This is a genomic window from Algorimicrobium algoritergicola (assembly GCF_008086165.1).
Taxonomy (GTDB): domain Bacteria; phylum Bacteroidota; class Bacteroidia; order Flavobacteriales; family Flavobacteriaceae; genus Algorimicrobium; species Algorimicrobium algoritergicola.
Map to the genome: position 1 here is coordinate 98,496 of NZ_VSKL01000003.1, position 23,470 is coordinate 121,965.

At 32.5% G+C, this 23,470-nt stretch carries 25 protein-coding genes and 1 other RNA gene; 19 read left to right on the forward strand and 7 right to left on the reverse strand.

What is annotated here, in order from left to right; genetic code table 11:
- Positions 1-12: 12 nt before the first annotated feature.
- Complete coding sequence (locus tag ES675_RS09560; RefSeq protein ID WP_066250947.1) at positions 13-1,215, reverse strand: NAD(P)-dependent oxidoreductase; 1,203 nt, start codon at positions 1,213-1,215, stop codon at positions 13-15.
- Between the two features lie 330 nt (positions 1,216-1,545).
- Between ES675_RS09560 and ssrA the strand changes: the two genes are divergently transcribed.
- The 6 genes from ssrA to ES675_RS09590 all read left to right on the forward strand — a co-directional run bounded on the left by ssrA (position 1,546) and on the right by ES675_RS09590 (position 6,965).
- Positions 1,546-1,942, forward strand: a transfer-messenger RNA (tmRNA) gene (ssrA, locus tag ES675_RS09565).
- A 409-nt stretch (positions 1,943-2,351) separates the two neighbouring features.
- Positions 2,352-3,155, forward strand: coding sequence for a hypothetical protein (locus tag ES675_RS09570; protein WP_066250944.1), 804 nt, complete (start codon positions 2,352-2,354; stop codon positions 3,153-3,155).
- A gap of 198 nt (positions 3,156-3,353) precedes the next feature.
- Positions 3,354-4,844, forward strand: a complete 1,491-nt coding sequence (locus ES675_RS09575; RefSeq protein WP_066250939.1) for an alpha/beta hydrolase — start codon at positions 3,354-3,356, stop codon at positions 4,842-4,844.
- Positions 4,845-5,156: 312 nt separating this feature from the next.
- A complete protein-coding gene (locus tag ES675_RS09580) occupies positions 5,157-5,558 on the forward strand; it encodes a hypothetical protein (protein ID WP_148367412.1) in 402 nt (133 codons plus the stop codon).
- 256 nt (positions 5,559-5,814) lie between these two features.
- Positions 5,815-6,075 carry a hypothetical protein gene (locus tag ES675_RS09585; protein ID WP_066250931.1) on the forward strand — a complete coding sequence of 87 codons (261 nt, stop codon included), beginning with the start codon at positions 5,815-5,817 and terminating at the stop codon, positions 6,073-6,075.
- Positions 6,076-6,131: 56 nt separating this feature from the next.
- Positions 6,132-6,965 carry an alpha/beta hydrolase gene (locus ES675_RS09590; RefSeq protein ID WP_066250927.1) on the forward strand — a complete coding sequence of 278 codons (834 nt, stop codon included), beginning with the start codon at positions 6,132-6,134 and terminating at the stop codon, positions 6,963-6,965.
- A 19-nt stretch (positions 6,966-6,984) separates the two neighbouring features.
- Here the strand turns inward: ES675_RS09590 and ES675_RS09595 are convergent, their stop codons facing one another.
- Entirely contained in the window at positions 6,985-7,602 is a 618-nt protein-coding gene (locus ES675_RS09595; protein ID WP_066250925.1) for a LysE family translocator, read from the reverse strand.
- 601 nt (positions 7,603-8,203) lie between these two features.
- Between ES675_RS09595 and ES675_RS09600 the strand changes: the two genes are divergently transcribed.
- The 5 genes from ES675_RS09600 (at position 8,204) to ES675_RS09620 (ending at position 12,412) form a co-directional block, all read left to right on the forward strand.
- Positions 8,204-8,842 carry a CPBP family intramembrane glutamic endopeptidase gene (locus tag ES675_RS09600; protein WP_066250917.1) on the forward strand — a complete coding sequence of 213 codons (639 nt, stop codon included), beginning with the start codon at positions 8,204-8,206 and terminating at the stop codon, positions 8,840-8,842.
- Positions 8,823-10,100, forward strand: coding sequence for a serine hydrolase domain-containing protein (locus tag ES675_RS09605; RefSeq protein ID WP_246126247.1), 1,278 nt, complete (start codon positions 8,823-8,825; stop codon positions 10,098-10,100). Before ES675_RS09600 ends, ES675_RS09605 begins: the two co-directional genes overlap by 20 nt.
- A gap of 35 nt (positions 10,101-10,135) precedes the next feature.
- Positions 10,136-10,780 carry a hypothetical protein gene (locus tag ES675_RS09610; protein ID WP_066250913.1) on the forward strand — a complete coding sequence of 215 codons (645 nt, stop codon included), beginning with the start codon at positions 10,136-10,138 and terminating at the stop codon, positions 10,778-10,780.
- Positions 10,781-10,965: 185 nt separating this feature from the next.
- Positions 10,966-11,346 (forward strand): DUF6326 family protein, encoded by a 381-nt coding sequence (locus tag ES675_RS16620; protein ID WP_255365500.1) that lies wholly within the window; start codon positions 10,966-10,968, stop codon positions 11,344-11,346.
- 94 nt (positions 11,347-11,440) lie between these two features.
- Positions 11,441-12,412: a T9SS type A sorting domain-containing protein gene (locus ES675_RS09620; RefSeq protein WP_066250908.1), complete on the forward strand. Its 972-nt coding sequence runs from the start codon at positions 11,441-11,443 to the stop codon at positions 12,410-12,412.
- A 402-nt stretch (positions 12,413-12,814) separates the two neighbouring features.
- Here ES675_RS09620 and ES675_RS09625 read toward each other — a convergent pair whose 3' ends face one another.
- The 4 genes from ES675_RS09625 to ES675_RS09640 all read right to left on the reverse strand — a co-directional run bounded on the left by ES675_RS09625 (position 12,815) and on the right by ES675_RS09640 (position 14,818).
- Positions 12,815-13,216: a rhodanese-like domain-containing protein gene (locus ES675_RS09625; RefSeq protein ID WP_082985895.1), complete on the reverse strand. Its 402-nt coding sequence runs from the start codon at positions 13,214-13,216 to the stop codon at positions 12,815-12,817.
- A gap of 11 nt (positions 13,217-13,227) precedes the next feature.
- A complete protein-coding gene (locus ES675_RS09630) occupies positions 13,228-13,542 on the reverse strand; it encodes a rhodanese-like domain-containing protein (RefSeq protein ID WP_066250905.1) in 315 nt (104 codons plus the stop codon).
- A 134-nt stretch (positions 13,543-13,676) separates the two neighbouring features.
- Positions 13,677-14,291 carry a thioredoxin family protein gene (locus ES675_RS09635; RefSeq protein ID WP_066250899.1) on the reverse strand — a complete coding sequence of 205 codons (615 nt, stop codon included), beginning with the start codon at positions 14,289-14,291 and terminating at the stop codon, positions 13,677-13,679.
- A 2-nt stretch (positions 14,292-14,293) separates the two neighbouring features.
- Complete coding sequence (locus ES675_RS09640; RefSeq protein ID WP_066250896.1) at positions 14,294-14,818, reverse strand: redoxin domain-containing protein; 525 nt, start codon at positions 14,816-14,818, stop codon at positions 14,294-14,296.
- 287 nt (positions 14,819-15,105) lie between these two features.
- On the opposite strand from ES675_RS09640, the gene ES675_RS09645 reads away from it, so the two are divergent.
- The 8 genes from ES675_RS09645 to ES675_RS09685 all read left to right on the forward strand — a co-directional run bounded on the left by ES675_RS09645 (position 15,106) and on the right by ES675_RS09685 (position 23,198).
- The gene (locus ES675_RS09645; RefSeq protein WP_066250893.1) at positions 15,106-16,509 is read left to right on the forward strand and encodes an anthranilate synthase component I family protein; all 1,404 of its coding nucleotides are present in this window, start codon (positions 15,106-15,108) and stop codon (positions 16,507-16,509) included.
- A 2-nt stretch (positions 16,510-16,511) separates the two neighbouring features.
- Positions 16,512-17,087, forward strand: a complete 576-nt coding sequence (locus ES675_RS09650) for an anthranilate synthase component II (protein ID WP_066250889.1) — start codon at positions 16,512-16,514, stop codon at positions 17,085-17,087.
- Positions 17,088-17,351: 264 nt separating this feature from the next.
- Positions 17,352-18,347, forward strand: a complete 996-nt coding sequence (gene trpD, locus ES675_RS09655) for an anthranilate phosphoribosyltransferase (protein WP_066250885.1) — start codon at positions 17,352-17,354, stop codon at positions 18,345-18,347.
- 27 nt (positions 18,348-18,374) lie between these two features.
- Positions 18,375-19,154 carry an indole-3-glycerol phosphate synthase TrpC gene (gene trpC, locus ES675_RS09660; RefSeq protein WP_066250882.1) on the forward strand — a complete coding sequence of 260 codons (780 nt, stop codon included), beginning with the start codon at positions 18,375-18,377 and terminating at the stop codon, positions 19,152-19,154.
- Between the two features lie 2 nt (positions 19,155-19,156).
- Entirely contained in the window at positions 19,157-19,801 is a 645-nt protein-coding gene (locus ES675_RS09665; protein WP_066250877.1) for a phosphoribosylanthranilate isomerase, read from the forward strand.
- An 88-nt stretch (positions 19,802-19,889) separates the two neighbouring features.
- On the forward strand, positions 19,890-21,071 hold the full coding sequence (gene trpB, locus ES675_RS09670) for a tryptophan synthase subunit beta (RefSeq protein WP_066250875.1): 1,182 nt from the start codon (positions 19,890-19,892) through the stop codon (positions 21,069-21,071).
- A gap of 9 nt (positions 21,072-21,080) precedes the next feature.
- Entirely contained in the window at positions 21,081-21,845 is a 765-nt protein-coding gene (gene trpA, locus ES675_RS09675) for a tryptophan synthase subunit alpha (protein ID WP_066251235.1), read from the forward strand.
- Positions 21,846-22,148: 303 nt separating this feature from the next.
- Positions 22,149-23,198 carry a DUF481 domain-containing protein gene (locus ES675_RS09685; RefSeq protein WP_066250867.1) on the forward strand — a complete coding sequence of 350 codons (1,050 nt, stop codon included), beginning with the start codon at positions 22,149-22,151 and terminating at the stop codon, positions 23,196-23,198.
- Between the two features lie 50 nt (positions 23,199-23,248).
- Here ES675_RS09685 and ES675_RS09690 read toward each other — a convergent pair whose 3' ends face one another.
- Complete coding sequence (locus ES675_RS09690) at positions 23,249-23,470, reverse strand: VF530 family protein (protein WP_066250864.1); 222 nt, start codon at positions 23,468-23,470, stop codon at positions 23,249-23,251.

Genomic DNA, 23,470 nt, shown 5'->3' on the forward strand with positions numbered 1-23,470 from the left:
ACGCTCAATAAGTTAGTTTCCATCAACATAATCCTGAAGATATGCAAAACGCTTCGTTAATTTTCCGTCATTAGTAATCCGAGCTCGCTTTAAAATCCCGCGCTCATCATCATTGAAAAAAGCAGGAATTACGTGTTCTAAAAACATATCACCAAAACCTTCACTAGCGTCTTTAGGTAATTCGCAAGGCAAATTATCAACAGCCATAACGGTTATTGCATTTTTAGCATCAAAAGCAACTTCGCTTTCTGTTTTCGCATTATAACCATAAAACGGATTTGCAATGGTTGATGCTCTCAAAGTTGATGCTACTGGACCATCCACATCACAGCTAATATCGGCAACATAATTTATTTTAAAGTCTGGATCTTTAGCATCGTCTCTCGTAAAAAGATAGGGCGCATTGTTTCCATAAAAATGACCAGCAATAAAGAAATCTGTTGCTTTAGCATAGGGCATAAAATTACTTTCGTAACCCGTTGGGTCTTTATAAAATTCTTGCTTATAGCCTACTTTACCGTCTTTGCGTTTATTGTATTCCATAACATCTGCCATGCAATAAACAGGTTCCGAAAATGTGCTGGTAATGTACAAGGCATCACTAACTTCTTTAATTTTTAAATGATCTAGAATTTCTTTTGCGCCTTGTGCTACTTTACCAGTTCCTGTTAACAAAATCTTGATATTAGGAATAATTATTTTATCCAATTCTGTTTTTACAGCATCCAAATCAGCCAAGGTTTCCACTTTAGGTAAGGTAAATAAACCGTTACGTAAACCTAGCATACGAAAACCATTGTAAGCACCAACTAAACCAGCATAACGACCAAAACCAATGAGTCGGGAACCTGTTTGGCGAACAATAGTTTCATGATCATACATAGAAATATTTTTATCCATCATAGCCAAAAGAAGCTTTCTATTATACGGCTGCTTTTTAATAGTATGCGAAAAGAAGAAATACTTTTTATTAGGAATTAAATATTCAACAGGCACTTCTTTGACGCCCAACATGACATCGCAATTACTCACATCATCGGTTACGGTAAATCCAAGTGCTTTGTAAGCTGAATCTGGAAAAATACGGATATCGCTAGACTCCACAATAAATTCCGCATTTGGGAATTTCTCACGTGCTTCAGCTAATTTTTCTGGTGAAAATACCACGCGTCTATCTGGTGGATTTTTTCGTTCTTTTATAATGGCAAATTTCATGAATACTCTTATATTATATTTTCGTTCACCAAGCCCAATATGTTCATGAAAACGAAAAACGTTTTAATACTATAACTGACACATTTACCGAATATAACTTTGGTACATGTTTTGCACGAAAATACGTGGAATTCGATTGTTGCACAACTTTTTTTTGGTAACTTCGCTTTCCTTTTCAGAAATCTTTTAAAAATGATTTTTTTTGAAATAGATTCCCGAAGTAAAATGGGGATAAATTAAAGGATGCAAAAGCAATTTTGCTGAAGAGATCCCAAATCACGTTTGGGATAATTCAATCACGCAAAAGTAAATTTTGCTATTTCATTAAATGGGGTCGACTGGTTTTGACAGCGAGATCACTCATTTGGTAAGCACGTCGTGTAATGACTTTGAAACACGTAAAAGGCTAGGTCACACTTTTAAACGGCGAGAATAACTACGCTTTAGCTGCATAATCTGAATTATAGTAAGATTTGTGCTTATTCCTACTAGGTAGGAAGGCTAAATGTCTCCTGAAAGCCTTGATTAACGGCGTTCTATAAGAGACATCGTAAAAGTTAATATAGCATATATGGCGCTTTGATGTATATGTGAAACTCAAAAAGATAAGGTGTAAGTGGGTTGTCTTTAACCAGCTTACGCACGAAAAAACAAGAAAAGAATAAACGTGTAGAAGGCCCTTTGATGGCTTGTTTGGACGAGGGTTCGATTCCCTCCGACTCCACAATTACCCGCAACATGGTTGCGATTTTAAGCATAAAAAGCTCAACAAGTTTTACTTGATTGAGCTTTGTTGTTTAAAAGCGCTTGGGCTGAAAGCAGAACAGGTTGCGTTTACAGAATGGGAGTGATTGGGAACAACGCAGTTAATCTCGACGACCCCCACTTTTAACCCCGTAAGAGTTTGACTTACATGGTTTTATTTTTTTTAAGGAATAATTTTTGGGATAATTTATTTATGCAAAAATGATTAAAATTATTTTTTCCAAGCGATACCTCTACACACTTAAATTACGTAGATCTACGTATTTCTACTTTGGGTTTAAATATCTTATATTTGATAATGACATAATGTAGGTATAGACAATTGTCTATATCCAATTGTTGGCATTCATTTAAAAAAAAACCAGTAATTAATGGAATTATCGTTTGATTCTTGTTTAATAGAATTAAGAAAAATCGAAAATATTTTAGATAGAAGTATAGATAACAAATCTCAATTATTGACGAAGAAAATAGGTGTATTCAACATTTTCAAAAACCTAATATCGAACCTAATTATTCTCAAAAATTTAAATAGTGAAAATTGCAATACCCAGACATTTGCTACTTTATCTCGAATGATAATTGACAATTATGCAGGTTTCTATTTACTCACCTCACATTCAAATGAGAATGAAAAACAATTACGATATTATCTATACTTAATCGATTCATTGCAAAGTCGAATCAATACAATATCTGATTTTGCAAGTAGTCTAAAAGACAACAGGTTTGTCAAATCCTTTGATACTTCAAATGACATTATTATTCACGATAAAAAATCCATTGCTAACATAATTGAAAAGATAAAAAAAGAAAAATTAGATATTTTAGCCACACCGAAAATCATTAAAAACAGAAATTGGAAATACATATCAGGAGATTCTGAAAAAGAACGTTATAGCTGGGAGGAATTATATAACATTGCTAAAATTCCTGAACATTTCTCAAAAATGATTCAAAATCATTACTCTACTTATGCGCACGGACTTGGAATGACAATTCTTTACTCCGAAAGAAATGAGGGTTTAATTAATCCTACTTTTTTATTTTTTGCGCTCATTCAACTTAATTTAGCAAAAATCATTATAAATGAATTTGAAATAGACGTGGTAAAGGCTAATTTGGACAACAATTTTATAGCTCAAATGGAATTTCATTGGGATAATTGGAAATAAAAAACGAAATGCCAACAATGTGTATAAGCAATGGTTTGTCCTCGCCTACTTGGAAATTCCTACGGAATTTCCAATGGTAAGTACTTGTTTGCAATTGTCCGTGACGTCCCACGCCACTGCTCATACACGAAACGTTGTACGTAATTTGTGTAACAATCGGAAATAGAACTAGTCTTTAGATAGAAACATCAATCAATTATGAAAATAAAATACTTACTTCTATTACTTTTAGTAACAATTCAAAGTTGCAAATCACAAGAAAACGTAAATACTGAATCCATCAAAAAAACCTTTTTGAAAGAGCAGGTTGCACTTGGCGCACCTTGGAAATATTTACGTTCAAATCCCTATACATTCAATTCGTTAAATCAAGTTAATTTTACTCATAAGGTTGATTCTTTAAAAAATATCTACACGGCACAACTAAAAGAATATAAAGGAAAATTGGACAAATACACATTTAATGATGAAGCCTTGGGAATAAATTATTACTTCGACAAATTCATTCTTGAATATCCACAAAATCACAAAAACTTTACAGGAGAAAAAACAACTTTATCAGAAAAAAATCAATCGAGATTAAAAGAAAACCTTAAAAATTTTAACGATATCAAGTTACTTTCCAATTCGGTTTTAAAGGAATATATAATATCCTATATTAGAATCGAATCTAACAAAAAATTGAAAAGTGGTATATATGCCAAAATAGATAATCAGCAATTGACTGCCGATTGGAATACTATCGAAACAACATTTAGAAATCAAGATGCAAATGATTTTTGGAAACAAGAATATTTATTCAATCACATCGACAATTTGGGAATTAAAAACATAGACACTTTTTATGCAGATTTTATCACTTCTTCCAAAACTTCAGAATACAAAATAAAAATTCAAAAGATATACGAATCTAGCAAAAAAGAGAGAGAATCTCATATTATTGAAACATATAAAAAAGTAGATGGTTTTAACCTGGAAATGCACATATTCTTACCTGACACAACTGTTTTTAAAGGAAATAGACCAACTATTGTTTACTTTCACGGAGGAAGTTGGTCAGAAGGGAAACCTGATTGGTTTTTTGAAACTGCAAAAGAATATGCAAAACAAGGTTGGGTTGCCACATCTGTAGAATATAGAATAAAAGGAAGACAAGGCACATATCCATTTGAAGCAGTCAAAGACGCAAAATCTGCAATACGTTGGCTTCGGGAACATTCAAAAAAATATAAAATTGACCCGAACAAAATTTTAGCAACAGGAAATTCAGCAGGTGGTCATTTATCTATAGCTACGACTTTAGTAGATAATTGGAATGAAAAAACTGATAATATTGCCATAAGTCCAAAGCCAAATGTAGTAATTGTAAATTCAGCTGTTTATAATCTAACTTCTAATAGTAATAGATGGATAACAGAATATGATGAAAATAAAGATTTAGTAAAAGAAATATCACCTAATAATCTTATTAAGAAAACATTGACAAAATTTTTGTTAATTCACGGAGAGAAAGACAGGAATTGTCCTTATAGTACAGCAGAGTATTTTTACAATAAAATGCAGTCTTTGGGAAATAGTGTTGAATTACATTCAATAAAAGATGGTGAGCATTTTATTTGGTATGGACAGCATTCTCAAGAAGTAGAAAAGATAACGAGAGATTATATTAATACGCTAAACTTGGAATAAAAACTACGCACAACAAAGTACTGTAAAACAAGTAAAAACTCATTAACTTTTCACCAAAGTACTTCTATAAGTATCGTCATATATTAATCCTGATTTTATTAAAATACTTCATAATCTAGTTGACAAACCAGTTGACAATTTGTTCTAATAAGTTGATATTTATTCCGAATGCTGTGCTCTTCAATTAAAATAATGTGTTGCTACTTTACTCTAAAGCTTTTTAGTTTAATTTTATTAGATTTGAATTCAGAATCTAGATTTAGACCATGGTCCATATCCAGTTGCTATGATTAATTAAATAAAAACAAAATTATGAATATTAGAAAAACTCTTTTATTACTACCAACCTTTCTTCTTCTCTTTGGTTGTCCGAGTGATGATGAGATGATTGCACCAGTAGAAACTGAATTACAGAATATAACTTATGAGGTTATACTATTTGAATTTACGCCAGATACGGGAAATAACACAAACAGATTGCGCTATGAAATAAAATTCTCAAATCCGAATAATACGGCAATAACGGGATTTCATAAAATTACAACGAATATAGATGGCATTATAAGTTCAAATATTGCAACAAGTTCTTCGCCTTGCTATGTCATTGGAGCCAATTCCGATTGCACTATTAGTTTTGACGAAGAAGAATCGCTTAACATTGGAATAGTTAGTTCTATTGAATTGGTATCTGTAGAGTATAAAATTGAAAAATAACTTACCGCTACAAATTATCAATTAATTGATGCTGATATATTTTATGTATCAAAAGATAATTCTGAAATTGTTCCGACTGATATTGGCTCCTTTTTTTCTAGCGAAAAAACCCATTCTCAAATAAGACTTTAATAATGGATAAACCTGAATTATTAAAAGAATTTGATTCTCTTAAAAGGAACTGAAGAAAATATGATAATTATCAATAAAAAACGATAATCAATACATTATATCCAATTAAAGTAGGTAATAAAAAATGGCTAAATATAGTTCATCATCAAGCTACTCGAATTACGAAGCCGTAATTGCTTCATTCATGATTCTAGGAATTGGAATTGCATTAACCGATTCTTTAGAAATGATTTGGATGAAGGCTTTATCTATTATCGTTTCTGTTGGAATTATAACATGGATTATTTTATATCGGCGAAAAAACACGTTTGTTATTAAATTTAAGGAAGATGGTATTGTAATCGAATACACTTTTACAAAACAAACTATATTTTTTATAATTTAGATAATTCAAATTCCTTAATAATTAACCAATACATCTTAACTTTGTTAAAAAAAACTATGAACACAAAAATAGGTTCCCTTCTACTGTTTTCTATTTTACTTTGTAACTGCGCTTCTAGAAAAATAAAAGATGTTGCTTATTTAAAATCTGCAGATACTAAAACAACAATGCAGCCTGCGTTAAATGTTTTTGAACCTAAAAATTCCAAAGCTGCAAAAAATCCGGTGGTGATTTTTGTGCATGGTGGCTATTGGACAGAAGGTGACAAAAACACTTACGGGTTTTTAGGAAGAAATTTTGCCAAAAGTGATGTTGTCACTGTAATTGCTGGCTATACGTTAAGTCCGAATGCTAATTATGATTCGATGGCTAAAGAAATTGCACAAGCAGTTAACTGGACTGTAAAAAATATTGAAAAGTATAAAGGTGATCCTGAACAAATTTATGTCATGGGTCATAGTGCTGGAGGTCATTTAATTGCTTTAATTGCTACAAATCCAAAATATTTAGAAAATAAGAATGTGCTTAAAGGTGTTATTTTAAATGATGCCGCTGGTTTAGATATGAAAACATATTTAGATAAAAACCCACCAACAAGCGAACATCATTATGATGTAACTTGGACTAAAGATCCAGCAAACTGGAAAGACGCTTCTCCTATTTATTTTATGGATGAAAGCATGCCTCCTTTTTTAATTTATGTAGGCGAAAAAACCTATAATTCAATCATTTCGCAAAACGAAGCTTTTGTTGCAAAATTAAAAACCTATCAACCAGATATAGAACCCATTTTCTTAAATAAGAAACATGTACCAATGATGTCACAATTTATTTTTCCTTGGAATAAGAGGTATGATGAAATTTTGCAATTTATTAAATCAGATAAATAAGGAATTCACACAACAACAATCAAATCAAATAAACCACATTCCCAATTCCCACAATAGCAGTTATACACCCTAAAATAAAATTCATTTTAGTAGCTATAAAAGTCAGTTTGTGTTCAATTTTATCAGCAATAGTGGCATAAACGGAATACAAAATAAATGAACCAACCGTGGAGCCAATGGAAAAATAGAAACTATTGAGCAACGAATACTCAAAATAGTCTAACCCGATTAATAACGATATGGATGTAAAGTAAAATGGAATGGCAACCATATTTAATGAGGACATAACGATGCCGTGTAAATACGCTCGCGACTTTTCAATTTCTACCTTCTTTTTTTGATTCTTTTTAGTAACATGAAGTCTGAAAAAATTAATAGATAACAGCAATAAAATTCCTGTACCTACTTTTTGAATAGTAGTAATGTATTCTGAATTCTCCATCAAAACACTGGATAAATAGGCACCAATATTTGCTTGAAAAAACAAAACCGTTGCATAACCTCCAATTAAGTAATAAGCCGCTTTTCGGCCACTTTTTAAACTGAATTTAACAACTGTTAGATTTAAAAAACTGGGAACAATACTTCCCATAATAGCAATAATAAATCCAAAAAATAAGCAGGTAAAAAAGATCATATAGTTTTTCTAGATTCAAATAAACAATTTATGACTGTAAAGTATTGCTGTGTATCATTTTTAGTTTAACTCATAAGACTTCTACAGAATAAAGAGGCTGTCTAAAAAGTAAATATCCTTTGCCAAACTGCGCATAATCTAAGTTTTAATATTATGAAAACCAAAGCATTTCGACTGCGCTCAATGTGACATTTAGAGTAGGGTTTCCCTTTTACGACAGCCTCTTTTCTTTTTTCATGACTAATACGCTTAGCACATCGTCCAATTTATAGGCACGTTTGCATTAGTCTTTTGCCGTACAGACACTACTTGTAATCCAACAAACCAATGGCAGTTTAGGGTTGGTTGGAATTCCCTTGGCTTTTTGATATTATTGTTAGTTCCATGATTTAATTTTTTGAAATATTCTTTACTTTCAAAATATACTACAGCTCCAACTTTAGGCGTTATTTTAGCAATACTTATTTGAAATGCATTCAACAAAACAGCTAGAAATTAGACTTGAAGAATTGATACTGCCAAAGAATGGATATTAGTATTGGCTTTTCATCTCACAAAAAAGAACTACCTTTTTGCACGCAAACATTTAAATGCGTTGTAAATGAAAGTATCAAACAGGAATATTGTTCTAGCATCGCCATTTTTAATTATTGCCATTAACTTTGGGATTGCCTTTCTGTTTGGCAATATTATTGGCAAATGGGCATTTATTCCAATTATAGTAATTGAATGGTGCCTATTTCTATTTTTTATTTTACGCTATACTGAAAAGGAAACCAGACAAAAATGGTTACAAAAACCTAAAGGCTCATTTGGCTGGAATATTTTGGCTCTATTTATTGGCATACTTCCACTTCCATTATTTTTAATGCATTATGACACATTAGATATTTGGTACGTTTGGCTACCTTGGATATTATTAGCATTAATAAACCCTTGGTTGGAAGAATTTTATTGGCGTGGTCTACTTCTGGATTACACAAAAAATTGGTCTAAATGGCAAGCTATATTTTTTACAAGTTTTGTTTTTGCCATGAACCATGCTGCTTTTGGTGTAAATTCAGAATTGAATAGCGGATTGGTTGTCATAATTTCAACCTTTATTATGGGACTCATTTGGGGACTCGTCTATAAAAAAACCAATAGCCTACGATGGATTATATTGGCACATTTTTTAGTGGATATCTTTAATTTATCAGCAGCTTCATTTTTAGATTTATATGAAAAAGGAAATTGGTAACATCATGACAAACAAACTATTTTATTTTACACTTATATTATTCAGTTTCCTCTCCTGCCAAACGAAACCGGAAGCAAAAGGCGAAAGTTTAGAAAATCTGAACAACAATAAAATTGACAGTCTCGCAAACCGCTACCTAGAATTAAACCGTTTTAGTGGTGCTATTTTAGTTTCTAAAAACGATAGCATTATTTATAATCGAAATTTCGGATTAGCAAATTATGAGAATAACATAGAATTCACAAACAAAACCGCTTTTAAAATTGGTAGGATTTCCGAATTGATTACCGCTGGAATTATTCACAAAATGGAAAAAGAAGGCGCTTTCAGATTGTCTGATAGTATTTCAGAATATATTCCAGACATAAAAAACACGTTCACAATTGAAGACTTACTAAATCACAAAACCAATTTACCAACCATTCAGCAAATTCAAGAGGAAAACCCAGAGCTAGATTATGAAACGGTTGTTTTTACCAATATAGCATTGTCATCCTCTAAAAAACCTGAATACAGCGAATTAAATTACAATATATTAGGCATGCTTATTGAAAAAATAAGCGAAAAAACCTTTCAAGAAAATCTTGCTAATTACGGTAATGACCTGAAATTAGAAAATACTTTTTTCAACAAAACAAATGCTATTTTAGCTACGGGTTATTTGTTTCATAATTATCGCGGCACTGGACTTGAATTGCAAAAAGCGCCTGTTTCTAATTTGGAAATAACATTTAGTAGTAACGGATTGAAATCCACCATCTCCGATTTAGCAAAAATAATTAACGCATCATCCAAAAAGTCATTAGAAATTGATGGTTATATGGAAGATGATGGTTTCAGCTATTCATTGATTCATAATCCAGAAACGAAAACGACCATTATTATTTTATCTAATCGCAGGCATCCCGTTGCTGAAGAAATTTCAAACAGTATTGAAGCCATACTAAAAAACAAGAATTATAGGCTTCCTTTAGCTAGAAAACCTGTGAAAATCAATAAAAATCTGCTCAAAGAATATGCTGGAAACTACGCATTAAATGAAAATATGAATATAGAAGTTTTAACCAAAAATGACAGTCTATTTCTTATAATGGGACCGAATACAATATATTTAGTACCTCAATCTTCCAATCAATTTTACATGGAAGATCGGGATGCTTCCATGCGCTTTTTGAAAAACACAGATAGTTTGGTGTATCAGGTTGAATTATTAGATGCATTTTTATCAGGTAATAAAATAAATCGCAAAAACAAATAGTTGTAAACTTGAAAAAGGATAAAAAATCGCAACCCATGAAAATAAACAATATCATTTATATCCTGTTTTTCGTAACACTTTTTGCCTGCGGAAAAGATTCAGATGATAAGTATATTTTCTTCTTACACAACCGCTTTTTAGAAGAACATGAACTGCAAGACGAGCATCCGGAATTTGGACGGACAGAATACACCGAAATCATTTCCGAATTTAAAAAAAATGGCTTTCAAGTCATTAGCGAAAAGCGACACGGCAATGTCAATGCTAGAGATTATGCTATTGGAATTGTAACCCAAATTGATAGCCTTATTAAAACCGGCATTAAGCCTCATAAAATAACAGTGGTTGGCACATCCAAAGGCGGTTATATTGCACAATATGTTTCTACCTTGGCAAATAATCCCGATTTGAATTTTGTTTTTATTGCGTGTTTTAGGGAACGTGATATTCAAAATATACCTGAAATAAATTATTGTGGAAATATTCTAACTATTTATGAAAAATCGGATTCGTTTGGTGTTTCAGCAATTGAACGCAAGGAAAATTCAACTTGCAAAATCAAACATTTTAAAGAAATTGAACTCAATACGGCATTGGGTCATGGCTTTTTATTCAAACCGCTTAAAGTTTGGATGGAACCAACTATGCAATGGGCAAATGGAAATTACAACCTTAAATAAATATCATGTAATAGTTACACATAAAGTTTTAGACCATTTATGCATTATCTATCATTATAAAATTAGGTGATTATATTTTTAGTATGGCAACCATTTGCCAAAATGTTGTGTCTTTTTAAATAAAGCACATACTAATTAACCTATAAACTGAATAATTAATTAGGCTAGAAAACCCAACAATAAACATCAAACTAAAACTAGCCGCATTATGGGCTTCGGTAACATTCTGCTATTTATATGGTGATTATTTTGAGCTGTATACACCTGGTAAAATTGACAGCCTACTTACTGGTAAAAACATTTTAGACAGTCCAATTAGCTTATTAATTGCGTCTATCATTTTAGCTATTCCTTCAATTATGGTATTAGGATCTCATATTCTAAAACCCAAACTAAACCGAATTCTCAACTTTCTTTTTGGTTCTATATTTACGCTAATGCTGCTATTCATAGCTGTTAATTCTTTAACAGCTATGAATAGCTTTTACGTGTTTTTTGCAATATTAGAAAGCATCATTACATCCCTAATTATTTGGTATTATTGGAGTTGGCCAAGAATAAATTAAAACTATAAAAATTATATAGAAATTTGACATAATCGAATAGGTTCTCTAAAATTAAAAAAAGATATCTTTGTTGCTTAACCCAAATCTATTTATTATGAAAAAAATTTTACTTATTTGCTTTGCATTCCTTATTGGAAATCACACAATTTCCGCACAAACAACCTTAACAGCTGGTGATATTGCTTTTGTAGCGTTAAATGCTGATGGTTCAGTCGATCAATTTTCGTTTGTATTATTGAAAACTATTGAATCTGGAACGGAAATAAAATTCACAGATCAAGGTTGGACAGATGGCGTTGGTTTTAACAATACGAATGGTGATAATGGTGTATTTGTTTGGACTGCAACTAGCGGCTTGACTATAGGTACAGTCGTAAATATCACGACTAATAACGGAAACGGCACACCAATTGCCTCAATAGGTTCCTGCTCTGGTTCTGCCATGCTTATTTCAATTATTGGTGATCAAATTTTTGCTTTTCAAGGGACATTTGATAGTTCAGCAAGTTTTATAACTGCAATTCACTTTAATTTAGTTGCAGGAACAACCAATGCGGCTAATTGGGATGGAGCATCCAGCACTAACTCTACTTCAGCATTACCAGATACACTTACCAATGGTGTAAATGCTATCTGGGTTTACAATATTTTAGACAACTCCGAAATAGACAATATGATATACAATTGCGCAGTAGCTATTGGTGATGTATCTGTAGTTAGAGCTGCAATAAATAATGTAGCAAATTGGACGGTTAACAATATAACAGAATACGTTCAAATACCATTTCCATGTTCTTTTAGTCCTACATTAAGCATTCAAACAGGTGTAAACTCCAAGAAAGCTTCTGTTTTCCCTAATCCTACAAACGGTTTGGTGAACTTAAAATTAAACGATTTACGTAATGTTACCGTAAATATCTATAATATTGCTGGGCAATTAATTTATTCGGAAAACAGCATTAATTCAGAAAATTTCAGCTTTAATTTAAACGTAGATTCTGGCATGTACCTTATGGAATTACGTTCAGAACAACAAACACAACAGTTTAAATTGATAAAAAAATAAACTGTACCTTTTTATAATTTAGAATACATATATTTTAGCGTCGCGTTTCATGAATGAAAATTGTTTAAAACATGGACTCACGTTCGAATTTTTTTAGTTTTGAAGCTTATCAAAATCGCCTAAAATATATGTATCCTTTTTAACACGTATGTTGTTACCTCTTTAAATATGATTCGAATTGATCTAATTGGTATTACATTCTTTATGTTGCCACTACAGCAAACATACTTATTATGAAAATAGGTTTAAATCGTAATAGTATTTTATAGAATTTTTAAACCAAAACGGCTATTCTACTCTCAAAACTCAATCGATTTTTGATTGTATCTGCCTATTTATTAGCTACCCGTGAATTTTAGGATGTGGATATTAATTAGGTGATAAATTATATTACAGGATTTTTTAATTTGGCACAGCAACAGCATGGCCATCATGCTCCCATTTGGAAATACCGCCTTTTAAATCATAAATTTTAGTAAAACCGGCATCTAGCATTTTTTTAGCGCATTTAGCACTTCTACCTCCAGATTTACAGTATAAAATAACAGGTTTATCTTTATCTAACTTTAAGATATCTTCATCAAAGGTTTCGGATAAGAAATCAATATTTTGAAAATTAGCAATATAACCTTCAGCATATTCTTCAGGAGTACGAACATCAATTAGTTGCACATCATCAAGATCTAAAAGCATTTGCATTTCTTCAGCTGTAACAGCCTGAATAACATCGTTTTTAGACGATTGCTGGCAACTAGTAAAACCCAAAACAATAATTAATAAAGCTATTCCAAATATATTTTTCATAATTTTTTATTCTATGGTTCAATTACTTCACCTGTCCATTCCGTAAATCCACCCATTAAATTATAAGCATTTTCAATTCCTAATTGATTCATAATAGCACAAGCTTGCGCACTACGACCACCTGATCTACAATAGATATAGTAATTTTTTGAAGCATCTAAAGTTTGAATTTTCTCCATAAATACCTGACTCTGAAAAATATCCAATTGTTCAGCATTAGGAATCATACCTTCCGCTACTTCTTCATCTGTACGAACATCTATAATAACTGCTTCAGTATCTTTTTCTAATTTCTCACGCCAAGCGGCTTGTGTTAAATCTGACATATTAATTTTTATTTCTTCAAAATTACTACTTATTCATTAATAGACGAAAAAAAATCCGAAATGTTACGTTTCGGATTTCTTAATTTTTTCTCATTTTCTGCCAAACGCCATAGTCTGTAGAGAACATTCTAAACTCATAAAACCTTTATTGTGCAACCAATGGCACGCGTTTGTGTTTCTTTAATGGTTTTTCCTGCCAATAACGCATCAACAGCATCTTCAACATATTTTTGGTTCACCGCATTGGCATCTTGATAATTATCATCAATAGCACCTATATATTTTACTTGATTGCCATTGGATTTTTTATCCAATATGTATACATGAGGCGTTTTTGTAGCACCATATTGCGGATAAATTTTCTGCCCTTTATCCATTAAATATGGAAATGTAAAACCTTTCGCTTTGGATCTAGCTCTCATAGCTTCCATGCTATCCCCTTTCTGGATTTCAGGATTATTGGGCATAATAGCAATAACTGGATATCCTTTTGATGCATATTTTTTATCCAATGCTGTAATACGATCTTCATAAGCCACTGAATATGGACACGTATTACAGGTGAAAATCACGATAAAACCTTTGGCGTCTGTGTAATCTTTTAAGGAAACCATATTGCCATCTATATTCTCTAGGCTAAAATCAGTTGCTATATCACCTACTTTGTAGCCAGAATCTTTTGTTTTTACTGTAAAAGCAAAAAAGGATATCACTGCTAAAAGCACAAATGTTGTTTTAAGTGTTTTCATTATTATTTTAAAAATTTATTAAGTTCTGTTTGTAATTCTTTATAGGTGAAAGTTTGCTCATAAAAAGCCCGTTTATCCTTATTATAAATAAGTGTTGCAGGAATAGCACCACTCCACTCCGCGCTTACATGGGGAATCCAACTATTAGCATCCACATCATTTAAGACTAAAATATCAGACTGTAAGTTATGCTTACTAATAAAGGGTTTAAGTTTGGTTTCATATTGATGCGGAAAATCTAAACTCACCAATAATACGTTCACATTTTCAGACTTATAATCGTTTCCTAACTTTTCAAAAGCTGGTAATTCTTTGATACAAGGCGCACACCAAGTAGCCCAAAAGTTAACCACATAAATGGTGTCATCCATTTTATTTAGAAAGGGCTTTAGTCCTTCAAAGTTATAAACAGCGAGACTATCTTCAACCTGTTCAATATTGCGATTCGTATTTTGAGTTTGTTCTTTTTTAGAAACATCTTGACAACTCCAAACGGTAAGCACCAAAAAACACAGCATATATTTCATAAGCTAAAAATACATATTTGTTTTTAAATGATTTGCTGTTTAACAAACATTTAAACGAACAGAACACCTTTTAAACCTTTTTTTATGCAATAATTTTTGGTTAGTTAAATTTTCATTTTATATTTGGCATATATTAAAATACTCATGAACACAATTTTAAATCATACGTGGTGGTGGAACAATCGAAACTCAAAATTCGTGAACTAATCCTATCCGTATATTTAAATTAAACATACTCAAAAAGGCTTGTCATTCACGACAAGCCTTTTTTTTTTGAAATCATATTTATGAAAACATTTAGTCTTTACACACATTATAAAAAAATACTTGCGGATACTATAACACCTGTGAGTGTGTACCTAAAAATTCGCGATAAATTCCCGAATAGTATTTTATTGGAAAGTAGCGATTACCATGCTAACGATAATACGTTTTCCTATATCTGTTGCAATCCTATTGCATCTATATCAGTGAAAAATGAAGAAATCACTCAAAACTTTCCTGATGGCAGTCAATTGATTCATAAAATATCAAAAAAGAATGATGTGCTGGATAGTATTCATAAATTCACCAAGCGTTTTAAAATACATTCGGACACCGATTTTAAATTTATAAATAATGGTGTTTTTGGTTATATGGCTTATGATGCTGTTCGCTATTTTGAAGATATTTCTATCGCTAAAAAAGAAGGTCATCAAGACATTCCAGACATTTATTATGCTGTATATCAAAATATTATTGCCATTAACCACCATAAAAACGAAGCCTATATTTTTGCACATTGTTTTAATACGGAAACAAATATTGATGAGATTTTACAACTTATTACGTCCCGAAACTTTGCTGCATTTAACTTTTCAACATCAGGAGAAACCACGTCCAATTTAACAGATAATGCCTATAAGGAACAAGTAGAGCTTGCTAAACAACATTGTGCACGAGGTGATGTTTTTCAGTTGGTATTGTCGAAAAAATTCTCACAAAAATTTAAAGGCGATGAGTTTAATGTCTATCGCGCTTTACGAAGTATTAATCCGTCACCTTACCTGTTTTACTTTGATTATGGCGATTTTAAAATCTTTGGAAGTTCGCCAGAAGCGCAATTAGTAGTAAAAGGAGATCAAGCAGAAATCCATCCCATAGCTGGAACATTTAAACGCACTGGAAATGATGAAAAAGACGCTATTCTTGCCAAACAGCTTTCTGAAGATGATAAGGAAAATGCCGAACACGTTATGTTGGTAGATTTAGCACGAAATGATTTAAGTCGCCATGGCAGCCAGGTAAAAGTTGAAACCTACCGAGAAGTCCAATTCTTTTCACATGTTATTCATTTGGTTAGCAAAGTTACTGGCATAAAGCACGCAGAAACAAACACTATGCAAATGGTTGCAGATACATTTCCCGCTGGAACATTAAGTGGTGCTCCCAAGCACAAAGCCATGCAACTCATTGAAAAATATGAAACAACGAGTCGTGATTTTTATGGAGGTGCTATCGGTTTTATGGATTTTCATGGTAATTTTAATCATGCCATTATGATTCGGACCTTTTTAAGTAAAAACCACGAATTACATTGGCAAGCTGGTGCAGGATTGGTGTCAAAATCGGATCCAGAAAGCGAATTACAAGAAGTATATAATAAATTAGGCGCTTTAACAAAGGCGATAGAATTGGCAACCGATATTTAAAAATGAAAAACAAAACACACATATTAGTTATTGATAACTACGATAGTTTTACCTATAATCTGGTGCATTATTTAGAAGATTTGGATTGCGAAGTGACTGTAAAACGAAATGACCAACTCACTTTAGAGGAAGTTGATGCGTTTGATAAAATTGTTTTATCTCCAGGACCAGGTATTCCAGATGAAGCAGGTTTACTAAAAGCAATCATACAAAAATATGCATCAACAAAAAGCATTTTAGGAGTTTGCCTAGGTCAACAAGCCATTGGTGAAGTTTTTGGCGGAACTTTAACCAATTTAGAAACTGTTTTTCATGGTGTTGCTACACAAATTACGGTATCAGTTGATGATGAAGCACTTTTTAATGGATTAGGGAAAAGCATGGAAGTAGGTCGTTACCATTCATGGGTTGTTCAAGAAAATTTACCCGATGTTTTAGAAGCAACATCCTTTGATGAAAATGGGCAAATAATGTCACTTCGTCATAAAGTATTTGATGTTCGTGGTGTTCAGTTTCATCCAGAATCTGTTTTAACACCAAATGGTAAGCAGATGTTAGCAAATTGGCTGAAGAGTTAAATGGGTGAATGGAATAAAAACAAACTGTAATACATTGTAAATTTTTAGTTTTTAATGGGATTCTGAAGTTGTGAATTGTTATTGTGTTATTCGGTTACTAAGTAGGAGTGCCAAAATAACTCATTGCCATAATAACTTAATAACTCGAAAGTCCAATAAAATAAGACTAATTAAAAAGAAAGGTTCCGTCATTAATTAAAATATCATTAACCAGAAACGTCACTTCGAGTAATTTTTGAAGAACGAAATAATAGTATCAAGAAGATGAAAAACATACTTAACAGACTTATTAATCAAGAGCACATTTCCAGCGATGAAGCTAAAGGTGTATTGGTTAATATTTCAAAAGGCAATTACAATCAAAGTCAGATTGCATCATTTTTAACGGTTTATATGATGCGAAATATTACGCTTGAAGAACTTCAAGGCTTTCGTGATGCTTTACTAGAGTTGTGTATTCCTGTAGATTTAAACGGTTATAACGCCATAGATTTATGCGGTACTGGAGGCGATGGTAAAGACACCTTTAATATTTCAACTTTGGCTTCATTTGTTACAGCTGGAGCTGGTGTACATGTTTCAAAACATGGCAATTACGGCGTCTCTTCCGCTTGCGGATCATCCAATGTTATGGAGCATATGGGCATTAAATTTAGTAGCGATAAAGGTTTTTTAAAAACCTGTTTGGACGATGCAGGCATTTGTGTACTACATGCACCTTTGTTTCATCCAGCCATGAAAAATGTAGCACCAATTCGTCGGGAATTAGGCGTGAAAACATTTTTTAATATGTTGGGCCCTATGGTTAATCCGTCCTTTCCAGAAAATCAATTAGTTGGTGTTTTTAGTTTAGAATTATTGCGCCTCTATAGTTATCTCTATCAAAATTCGGACAAAAATTATAGCATTGTTCATGCCTTAGATGGCTATGATGAAATATCATTAACAGGTTCAGCAAAAGTGATTACTAACTCATCAGAAAAAATGATTAACCCTAGTGATTTTGGCGTGCAAACATTGTCTCAACAAGCTATTCATGGTGGTGATTCAGTTGCTTCATCAGCTAAAATATTCACGCATATTTTAGATGGACAAGGCACCATTGCCCAAAATAATGTGGTTTGTGCCAATGCGGCTTTAGCTATTTCAACAGTGAAAAACATACCCATTTCAGAGAGTTTTGCATTAGCGCAAGAATCCCTGAAAAGTGGTCAAGCTAAAAAACGATTTAAAAAACTAGTGGCTTTAAGTAAGAAATAAAAAGCATTTATAAATACGAAATTGGTCATGGATATATTAGAAAAAATAGTTGCAGATAAACGCTTGGAAGTTGCATTAAAAAAACAACTTATTCCTACATTTCAATTGGAGCAATCTGTTTTATTTGAGCGCGAAACCATTTCACTCGTTAAAAATTTACAAAATAGTCCTTCAGGTATTATTGCTGAACATAAACGACGCTCACCTTCCAAACAGGTTATAAATCATAATCTAAATGTATTTGATGTAGCTCAAGGTTATGAAAAATCTGGTGTTTGTGGTATGTCTGTTTTAACGGATGGCAAATATTTCGGAGGATCGTTAGACGATTTACTATTAGCACGATCAAGTTGCAATTTGCCGCTTTTACGTAAAGAATTCATTATTGATAGCTACCAAATTTTAGAAGCCAAAGCCTATGGCGCAGATGTTATTTTATTGATAGCTGCCATACTAACACAAGAAGAAATTAAAAGCTTTTCCGAATTTGCTAAAAACTTACGGTTAGAAGTACTATTGGAAGTTCATAATGAAGCAGAACTGCAGAAATCCATTATGCCGAGTTTAGATATGATTGGTGTAAATAATCGGAATCTAAAAACCTTTGAAGTGTCTTTGCAAACGAGTAAAACGTTAAGCAGTTATATTCCAAACGAATTTATAAAGATTTCTGAAAGTGGCATCAGTAATGTAGAAGCTATAAAAGAATTAAAACCATTCGGTTACCAAGGGTTTTTAATTGGAGAAAATTTTATGAAGACGGATAATCCTGGAGAAAGCGCTAATCATTTTATAAACCAATTTTAGCTATGAAATTGAAAGTTTGTGGCATGAAATTTCCAGACAATATAGAAGCTGTTGCTAAATTGCAACCCGATTATTTAGGTTTCATATTTTATAAAAATTCAGCTCGCTTTTTTGATGGTGTTATCCCAACATTACCTAATACCATTAAAAAATTAGGTGTGTTTGTAGATGCTTCACCAGAAGAAATCATAACCATGGCAAATAATTATAATTTGGATGCTGTTCAATTACATGGTAACCAAACCAAGGAATTTGTTTTAATGCTCAACGGACTCGCGAAGCTTTATGCAGCCAAAGATTTTGAAGTTTGGAAAGTTTTTAGTGTTGGAGAACATTTCGACTTTAAAGATTTACAGCCTTTTGAAAATAAAGTCAGTAAATATCTTTTTGATACCAAAGGCGAACTTCAAGGCGGAAATGGATTCACCTTTAATTGGAAACTCTTAAAAGAATACCCTTCAGCCAAACCATTTATTTTAAGTGGTGGCATTGGTTTAGATGAAGTGGCAAATATTAAAGAATTTTTAAAGCAAGATGTTTCAAAAAAGTGTTATGCATTGGATGTGAATAGCCAATTTGAAGTAGAGCCTGGACTTAAAAGTATTGAAGCAATAGAAAAATTTAAAAACAAGTTGCATCACTTCTAGTGATTTTTAAGGAACGACAAAAATAGTATCGAGAAGCAAAACGGTCGAAATATCAAATTGAATTTTAACGACCTAACAACAAAACAATATGACTTACAACATCAACGAAAAAGGCTATTACGGAGAATTTGGAGGCGCTTTCATTCCAGAAATGCTTTATCCAAACGTGGAGGAGTTACGTCAAAAATATTTAAAAGTCATGGCAGAACCAGACTTTCAAAAAGAATTTAAAGCCTTACTAAAGGATTATGTAGGCAGACCGTCTCCATTGTATTTTGCCAAGCGCCTTTCAGAAAAATACAACACAAAAATTTATTTAAAACGGGAAGATTTAAATCATACAGGTGCGCACAAAATCAACAATACCATTGGACAAATTCTTATGGCGCAACGCTTGGGTAAAAAACGCATTATTGCCGAAACTGGCGCAGGACAACATGGCGTGGCTACGGCTACAGTTTGCGCATTAATGGGATTAGAATGTATTGTTTATATGGGCGAGATTGATATGGCCAGACAGGCTCCCAATGTGGCTCGAATGAATATGCTTGGCGCTACAGTAGTTCCGGCAACATCTGGAAGTAAAACGCTAAAGGACGCGACTAATGAGGCGATAAGAGATTGGATTAACAATCCCGTAGACACCCATTATATTATTGGTAGTGTGGTTGGTCCACATCCTTATCCAGATATGGTAGCACGATTTCAAGCTATTGTTTCAGAAGAAATAAAATGGCAGTTGCAAGAACATGAAGGCAGTCCAAATCCTGATTATGTTATTGCCTGTGTTGGTGGTGGCAGTAATGCTGCTGGAGCTTATTACCATTTTTTGGAGGACACCAACGTAAAATTAATTGCTGTTGAAGCTGCTGGAAAAGGTGTTCATTCTGGTGAAAGTGCTGCAACATCGGTATTAGGAAAAATAGGTATTATTCATGGTAGCAAAACTTTATTGATGCAAACTACGGATGGGCAAATAACAGAACCTTATTCTATTTCTGCAGGATTAGATTATCCAGGTGTTGGTCCCATGCATGCGCATTTATATCAATCCGGTCGTGCGGAATTTATAGCCATAACGGATAATGAAGCTATGGAAGCAGGTTTAGAATTAAGCCAGTTAGAAGGTATTATTCCGGCTATTGAAACGGCTCATGCGTTGGCTGTATTTAAAGCGAAGTCATTTCAACCAGATGATATTGTCGTATTGAGCCTATCAGGTCGTGGTGATAAAGATTTAAGTACTTACAGTGATTATTTTAATTTATAAATGAAGTTCATGAATAGAATCAATCAAAAATTACAAGAAAATAAAAAGCTATTATCCATATATTTTTCAGCTGGTTATCCAAATTTAGAAGATACCGTTCCCATTATCCAAAAGTTGGAAGAAAACGGTGTGGATATGATAGAAATTGGTTTGCCTTTCAGCGATCCTCTTGCTGATGGCCCAACTATTCAAGCAAGTTCTACACAAGCTTTAAAAAATGGTATGACTACAGAAGTGCTTTTTAGTCAGTTAAAAGATATTCGAAAAACTGTTTCAATTCCGTTGATTATTATGGGATATTTCAATCCAATTCTACAATATGGTGTGGAAGCTTTCTGTAAGAAATGTCAAGAAATTGGTATTGACGGATTTATTATTCCGGATTTACCTGTGGATGTCTATCATGATAATTACAAAGCCCTTTTTGAAAAATATGACCTAATAAACGTATTTTTAATTACACCTCAAACATCAGACGAGCGAATTCGTTTTATTGATAGTGTTTCTAATGGATTTATTTATATGGTAAGCAGTTCCAGCGTAACAGGAAGTCAGTCCGGATTTGGTAACGCAGAGCTTGATTATTTTAAACGAATTTCTGCCATGAAACTCAAAAACCCACAAATAATTGGTTTTGGAATTTCTACGAATAAAACCTTTAACCAAGCAACGGAATACGCCAAAGGTGCCATCATTGGAAGTGCTTTTATTAAGCATCTTAAAAGTACTGGTATTGAAAAAATTCATAATTTTACAAAAAACATACAACCATAAATATTCAAGGATGTCTAAAATTCTTAACAACTGGAAGTTGTTACTTTTATTATGCCTAACGTTAGGGCTTGCTCCTTTTTTTCCTGAACCACATGTTTGGGGAAAATTAAAGTGGATAGCAGGAGGTGGCGTTGGTATGCAACTAATGGATTGGCTTGATTTATTATTTCATGGATTTCCATTCATTTTACTCTTAAGATATATAATTCTAAAATTCATTTTAAAAAAAATATAGCCGAATACGCTTTTTTGACTAATACCTTTTATTGTTGTATTTAGAATTCCAACCTAAACCGGCCAACTATGCAAAAAAAATACATTAAAAATAAAATATTTTCAAGTTCTTTTATTCTAATCCTATTCATTTTATTTTCTCAACTTTCTTGGTCACAAAACGATACGATTGTTTTAAAAAACAATGATAAAATAATTGGTGAAATAAAATCGATGGACAGAGGTGTTGTAATAGTAAAGACTTCTTATAGTGATTCAGATTTTAAAATTACGTGGATAGATATAAAAAGTGTTAGAAGCAAACAAACCTACTTATTAACCCTCTCCAATGGAAAAAGAATTAATAGTTCAATAAACACAAAACCTGGTGATGACACCAAAGTCACAATAATTGCTGATGGCACTGAACTTATCATACCCATCAAGGATATTGTATATATTAAACCTGTAAAAAATGATTTTATTTCTCGAATTGTCGCATCGGTTTCCGTTGGGTATAACATCACAAAAAGCAATAATTTAAGCCAGTTTTCAGTAAGCAGTAATTTAAGTTATACAGCCTATAAATGGCTTTTAACAGGTAGTTATAATTCTGTACGAAGTAATCAAGATGATGTAGCAGAAACGAAACGTACAGATGCTAGTGTTGGTTTTAACTATTTTATGAAAAATGATTGGTTCTATTCCACTGAAGCAAATTTTCTATCTAATGATGAGCAGAAATTAAAATTACGTTCAACTATTAAAGGTGGTTTAGGAAAATATTTCGTGCATTCAAATAAATTATTCTTCGGTGGTGGATTTGGTGTTGCTTGGAACAATGAAAATTTCAGTGATGAATTTAACACCAATCGTAACTCCATGGAAGCTTACGGAAACCTGACATTAAACATGTTCGATTTTAGCGATTTCAGTTTAAATACAGACCTTACTTTTTATCCCAGTTTAACAGAAGGCGGTCGGTATCGTGCAGATTATAATTTGAACTTAAAATATGACTTGCCATTAGACTTTTTTATAAAATTAGGCCTAACATATAACTACGACAGCAAACCAGTTGAAGGTGCATCTGATTCAGATTACGTATTCCAATCTACTTTTGGTTGGGAATTTAATTAAAGATCACAGTAGTTTTTAGAATACTGAAATTCCATCCTACAGACTAAATATTATTTATTATCTAGCATTTTTAAATACATGTCCTCAACCTTTTTCCGAGCCCAAGGTGTGCGTCTTAAAAATTTTAAACTAGATTTAACCGAGGGATTATCAGTAAAGCATTTTATTTTTATGGTATACCCCATATACTCCCAACCATAATGCGCTTCGAGAGCTAGAATAATTTTCTCAAGCGTAATACCATGTAATGGATTATTTGGTTGTTGCTCCAT

Coding starts and splice junctions, on each gene's coding strand:
- ES675_RS09635 (WP_066250899.1), bottom strand. CDS start 14,291: ATGAAAACACTTAAAACAACATTTGTGCTTTTAGCAGTGATATCCTTT.
- ES675_RS09610 (WP_066250913.1), top strand. CDS start 10,136: ATGAAAATAAACAATATCATTTATATCCTGTTTTTCGTAACACTTTTT.
- ES675_RS09625 (WP_082985895.1), bottom strand. CDS start 13,216: ATGAAAAATATATTTGGAATAGCTTTATTAATTATTGTTTTGGGTTTT.
- ES675_RS09650 (WP_066250889.1), top strand. CDS start 16,512: ATGAAAAACAAAACACACATATTAGTTATTGATAACTACGATAGTTTT.
- ES675_RS09585 (WP_066250931.1), top strand. CDS start 5,815: ATGGCTAAATATAGTTCATCATCAAGCTACTCGAATTACGAAGCCGTA.
- ES675_RS09590 (WP_066250927.1), top strand. CDS start 6,132: ATGAACACAAAAATAGGTTCCCTTCTACTGTTTTCTATTTTACTTTGT.
- ES675_RS09645 (WP_066250893.1), top strand. CDS start 15,106: ATGAAAACATTTAGTCTTTACACACATTATAAAAAAATACTTGCGGAT.
- ES675_RS09630 (WP_066250905.1), bottom strand. CDS start 13,542: ATGTCAGATTTAACACAAGCCGCTTGGCGTGAGAAATTAGAAAAAGAT.
- ES675_RS09575 (WP_066250939.1), top strand. CDS start 3,354: ATGAAAATAAAATACTTACTTCTATTACTTTTAGTAACAATTCAAAGT.
- ES675_RS09685 (WP_066250867.1), top strand. CDS start 22,149: ATGCAAAAAAAATACATTAAAAATAAAATATTTTCAAGTTCTTTTATT.
- ES675_RS09620 (WP_066250908.1), top strand. CDS start 11,441: ATGAAAAAAATTTTACTTATTTGCTTTGCATTCCTTATTGGAAATCAC.
- trpC (WP_066250882.1), top strand. CDS start 18,375: ATGGATATATTAGAAAAAATAGTTGCAGATAAACGCTTGGAAGTTGCA.
- ES675_RS09605 (WP_246126247.1), top strand. CDS start 8,823: ATGAAAAAGGAAATTGGTAACATCATGACAAACAAACTATTTTATTTT.
- trpA (WP_066251235.1), top strand. CDS start 21,081: ATGAATAGAATCAATCAAAAATTACAAGAAAATAAAAAGCTATTATCC.
- ES675_RS09690 (WP_066250864.1), bottom strand. CDS start 23,470: ATGGAGCAACAACCAAATAATCCATTACATGGTATTACGCTTGAGAAA.
- ES675_RS09595 (WP_066250925.1), bottom strand. CDS start 7,602: ATGATCTTTTTTACCTGCTTATTTTTTGGATTTATTATTGCTATTATG.
- ES675_RS09640 (WP_066250896.1), bottom strand. CDS start 14,818: ATGAAATATATGCTGTGTTTTTTGGTGCTTACCGTTTGGAGTTGTCAA.
- ES675_RS09580 (WP_148367412.1), top strand. CDS start 5,157: ATGAATATTAGAAAAACTCTTTTATTACTACCAACCTTTCTTCTTCTC.
- ES675_RS09570 (WP_066250944.1), top strand. CDS start 2,352: ATGGAATTATCGTTTGATTCTTGTTTAATAGAATTAAGAAAAATCGAA.
- ES675_RS09560 (WP_066250947.1), bottom strand. CDS start 1,215: ATGAAATTTGCCATTATAAAAGAACGAAAAAATCCACCAGATAGACGC.
- trpD (WP_066250885.1), top strand. CDS start 17,352: ATGAAAAACATACTTAACAGACTTATTAATCAAGAGCACATTTCCAGC.
- ES675_RS09600 (WP_066250917.1), top strand. CDS start 8,204: ATGAAAGTATCAAACAGGAATATTGTTCTAGCATCGCCATTTTTAATT.
- ES675_RS09665 (WP_066250877.1), top strand. CDS start 19,157: ATGAAATTGAAAGTTTGTGGCATGAAATTTCCAGACAATATAGAAGCT.
- trpB (WP_066250875.1), top strand. CDS start 19,890: ATGACTTACAACATCAACGAAAAAGGCTATTACGGAGAATTTGGAGGC.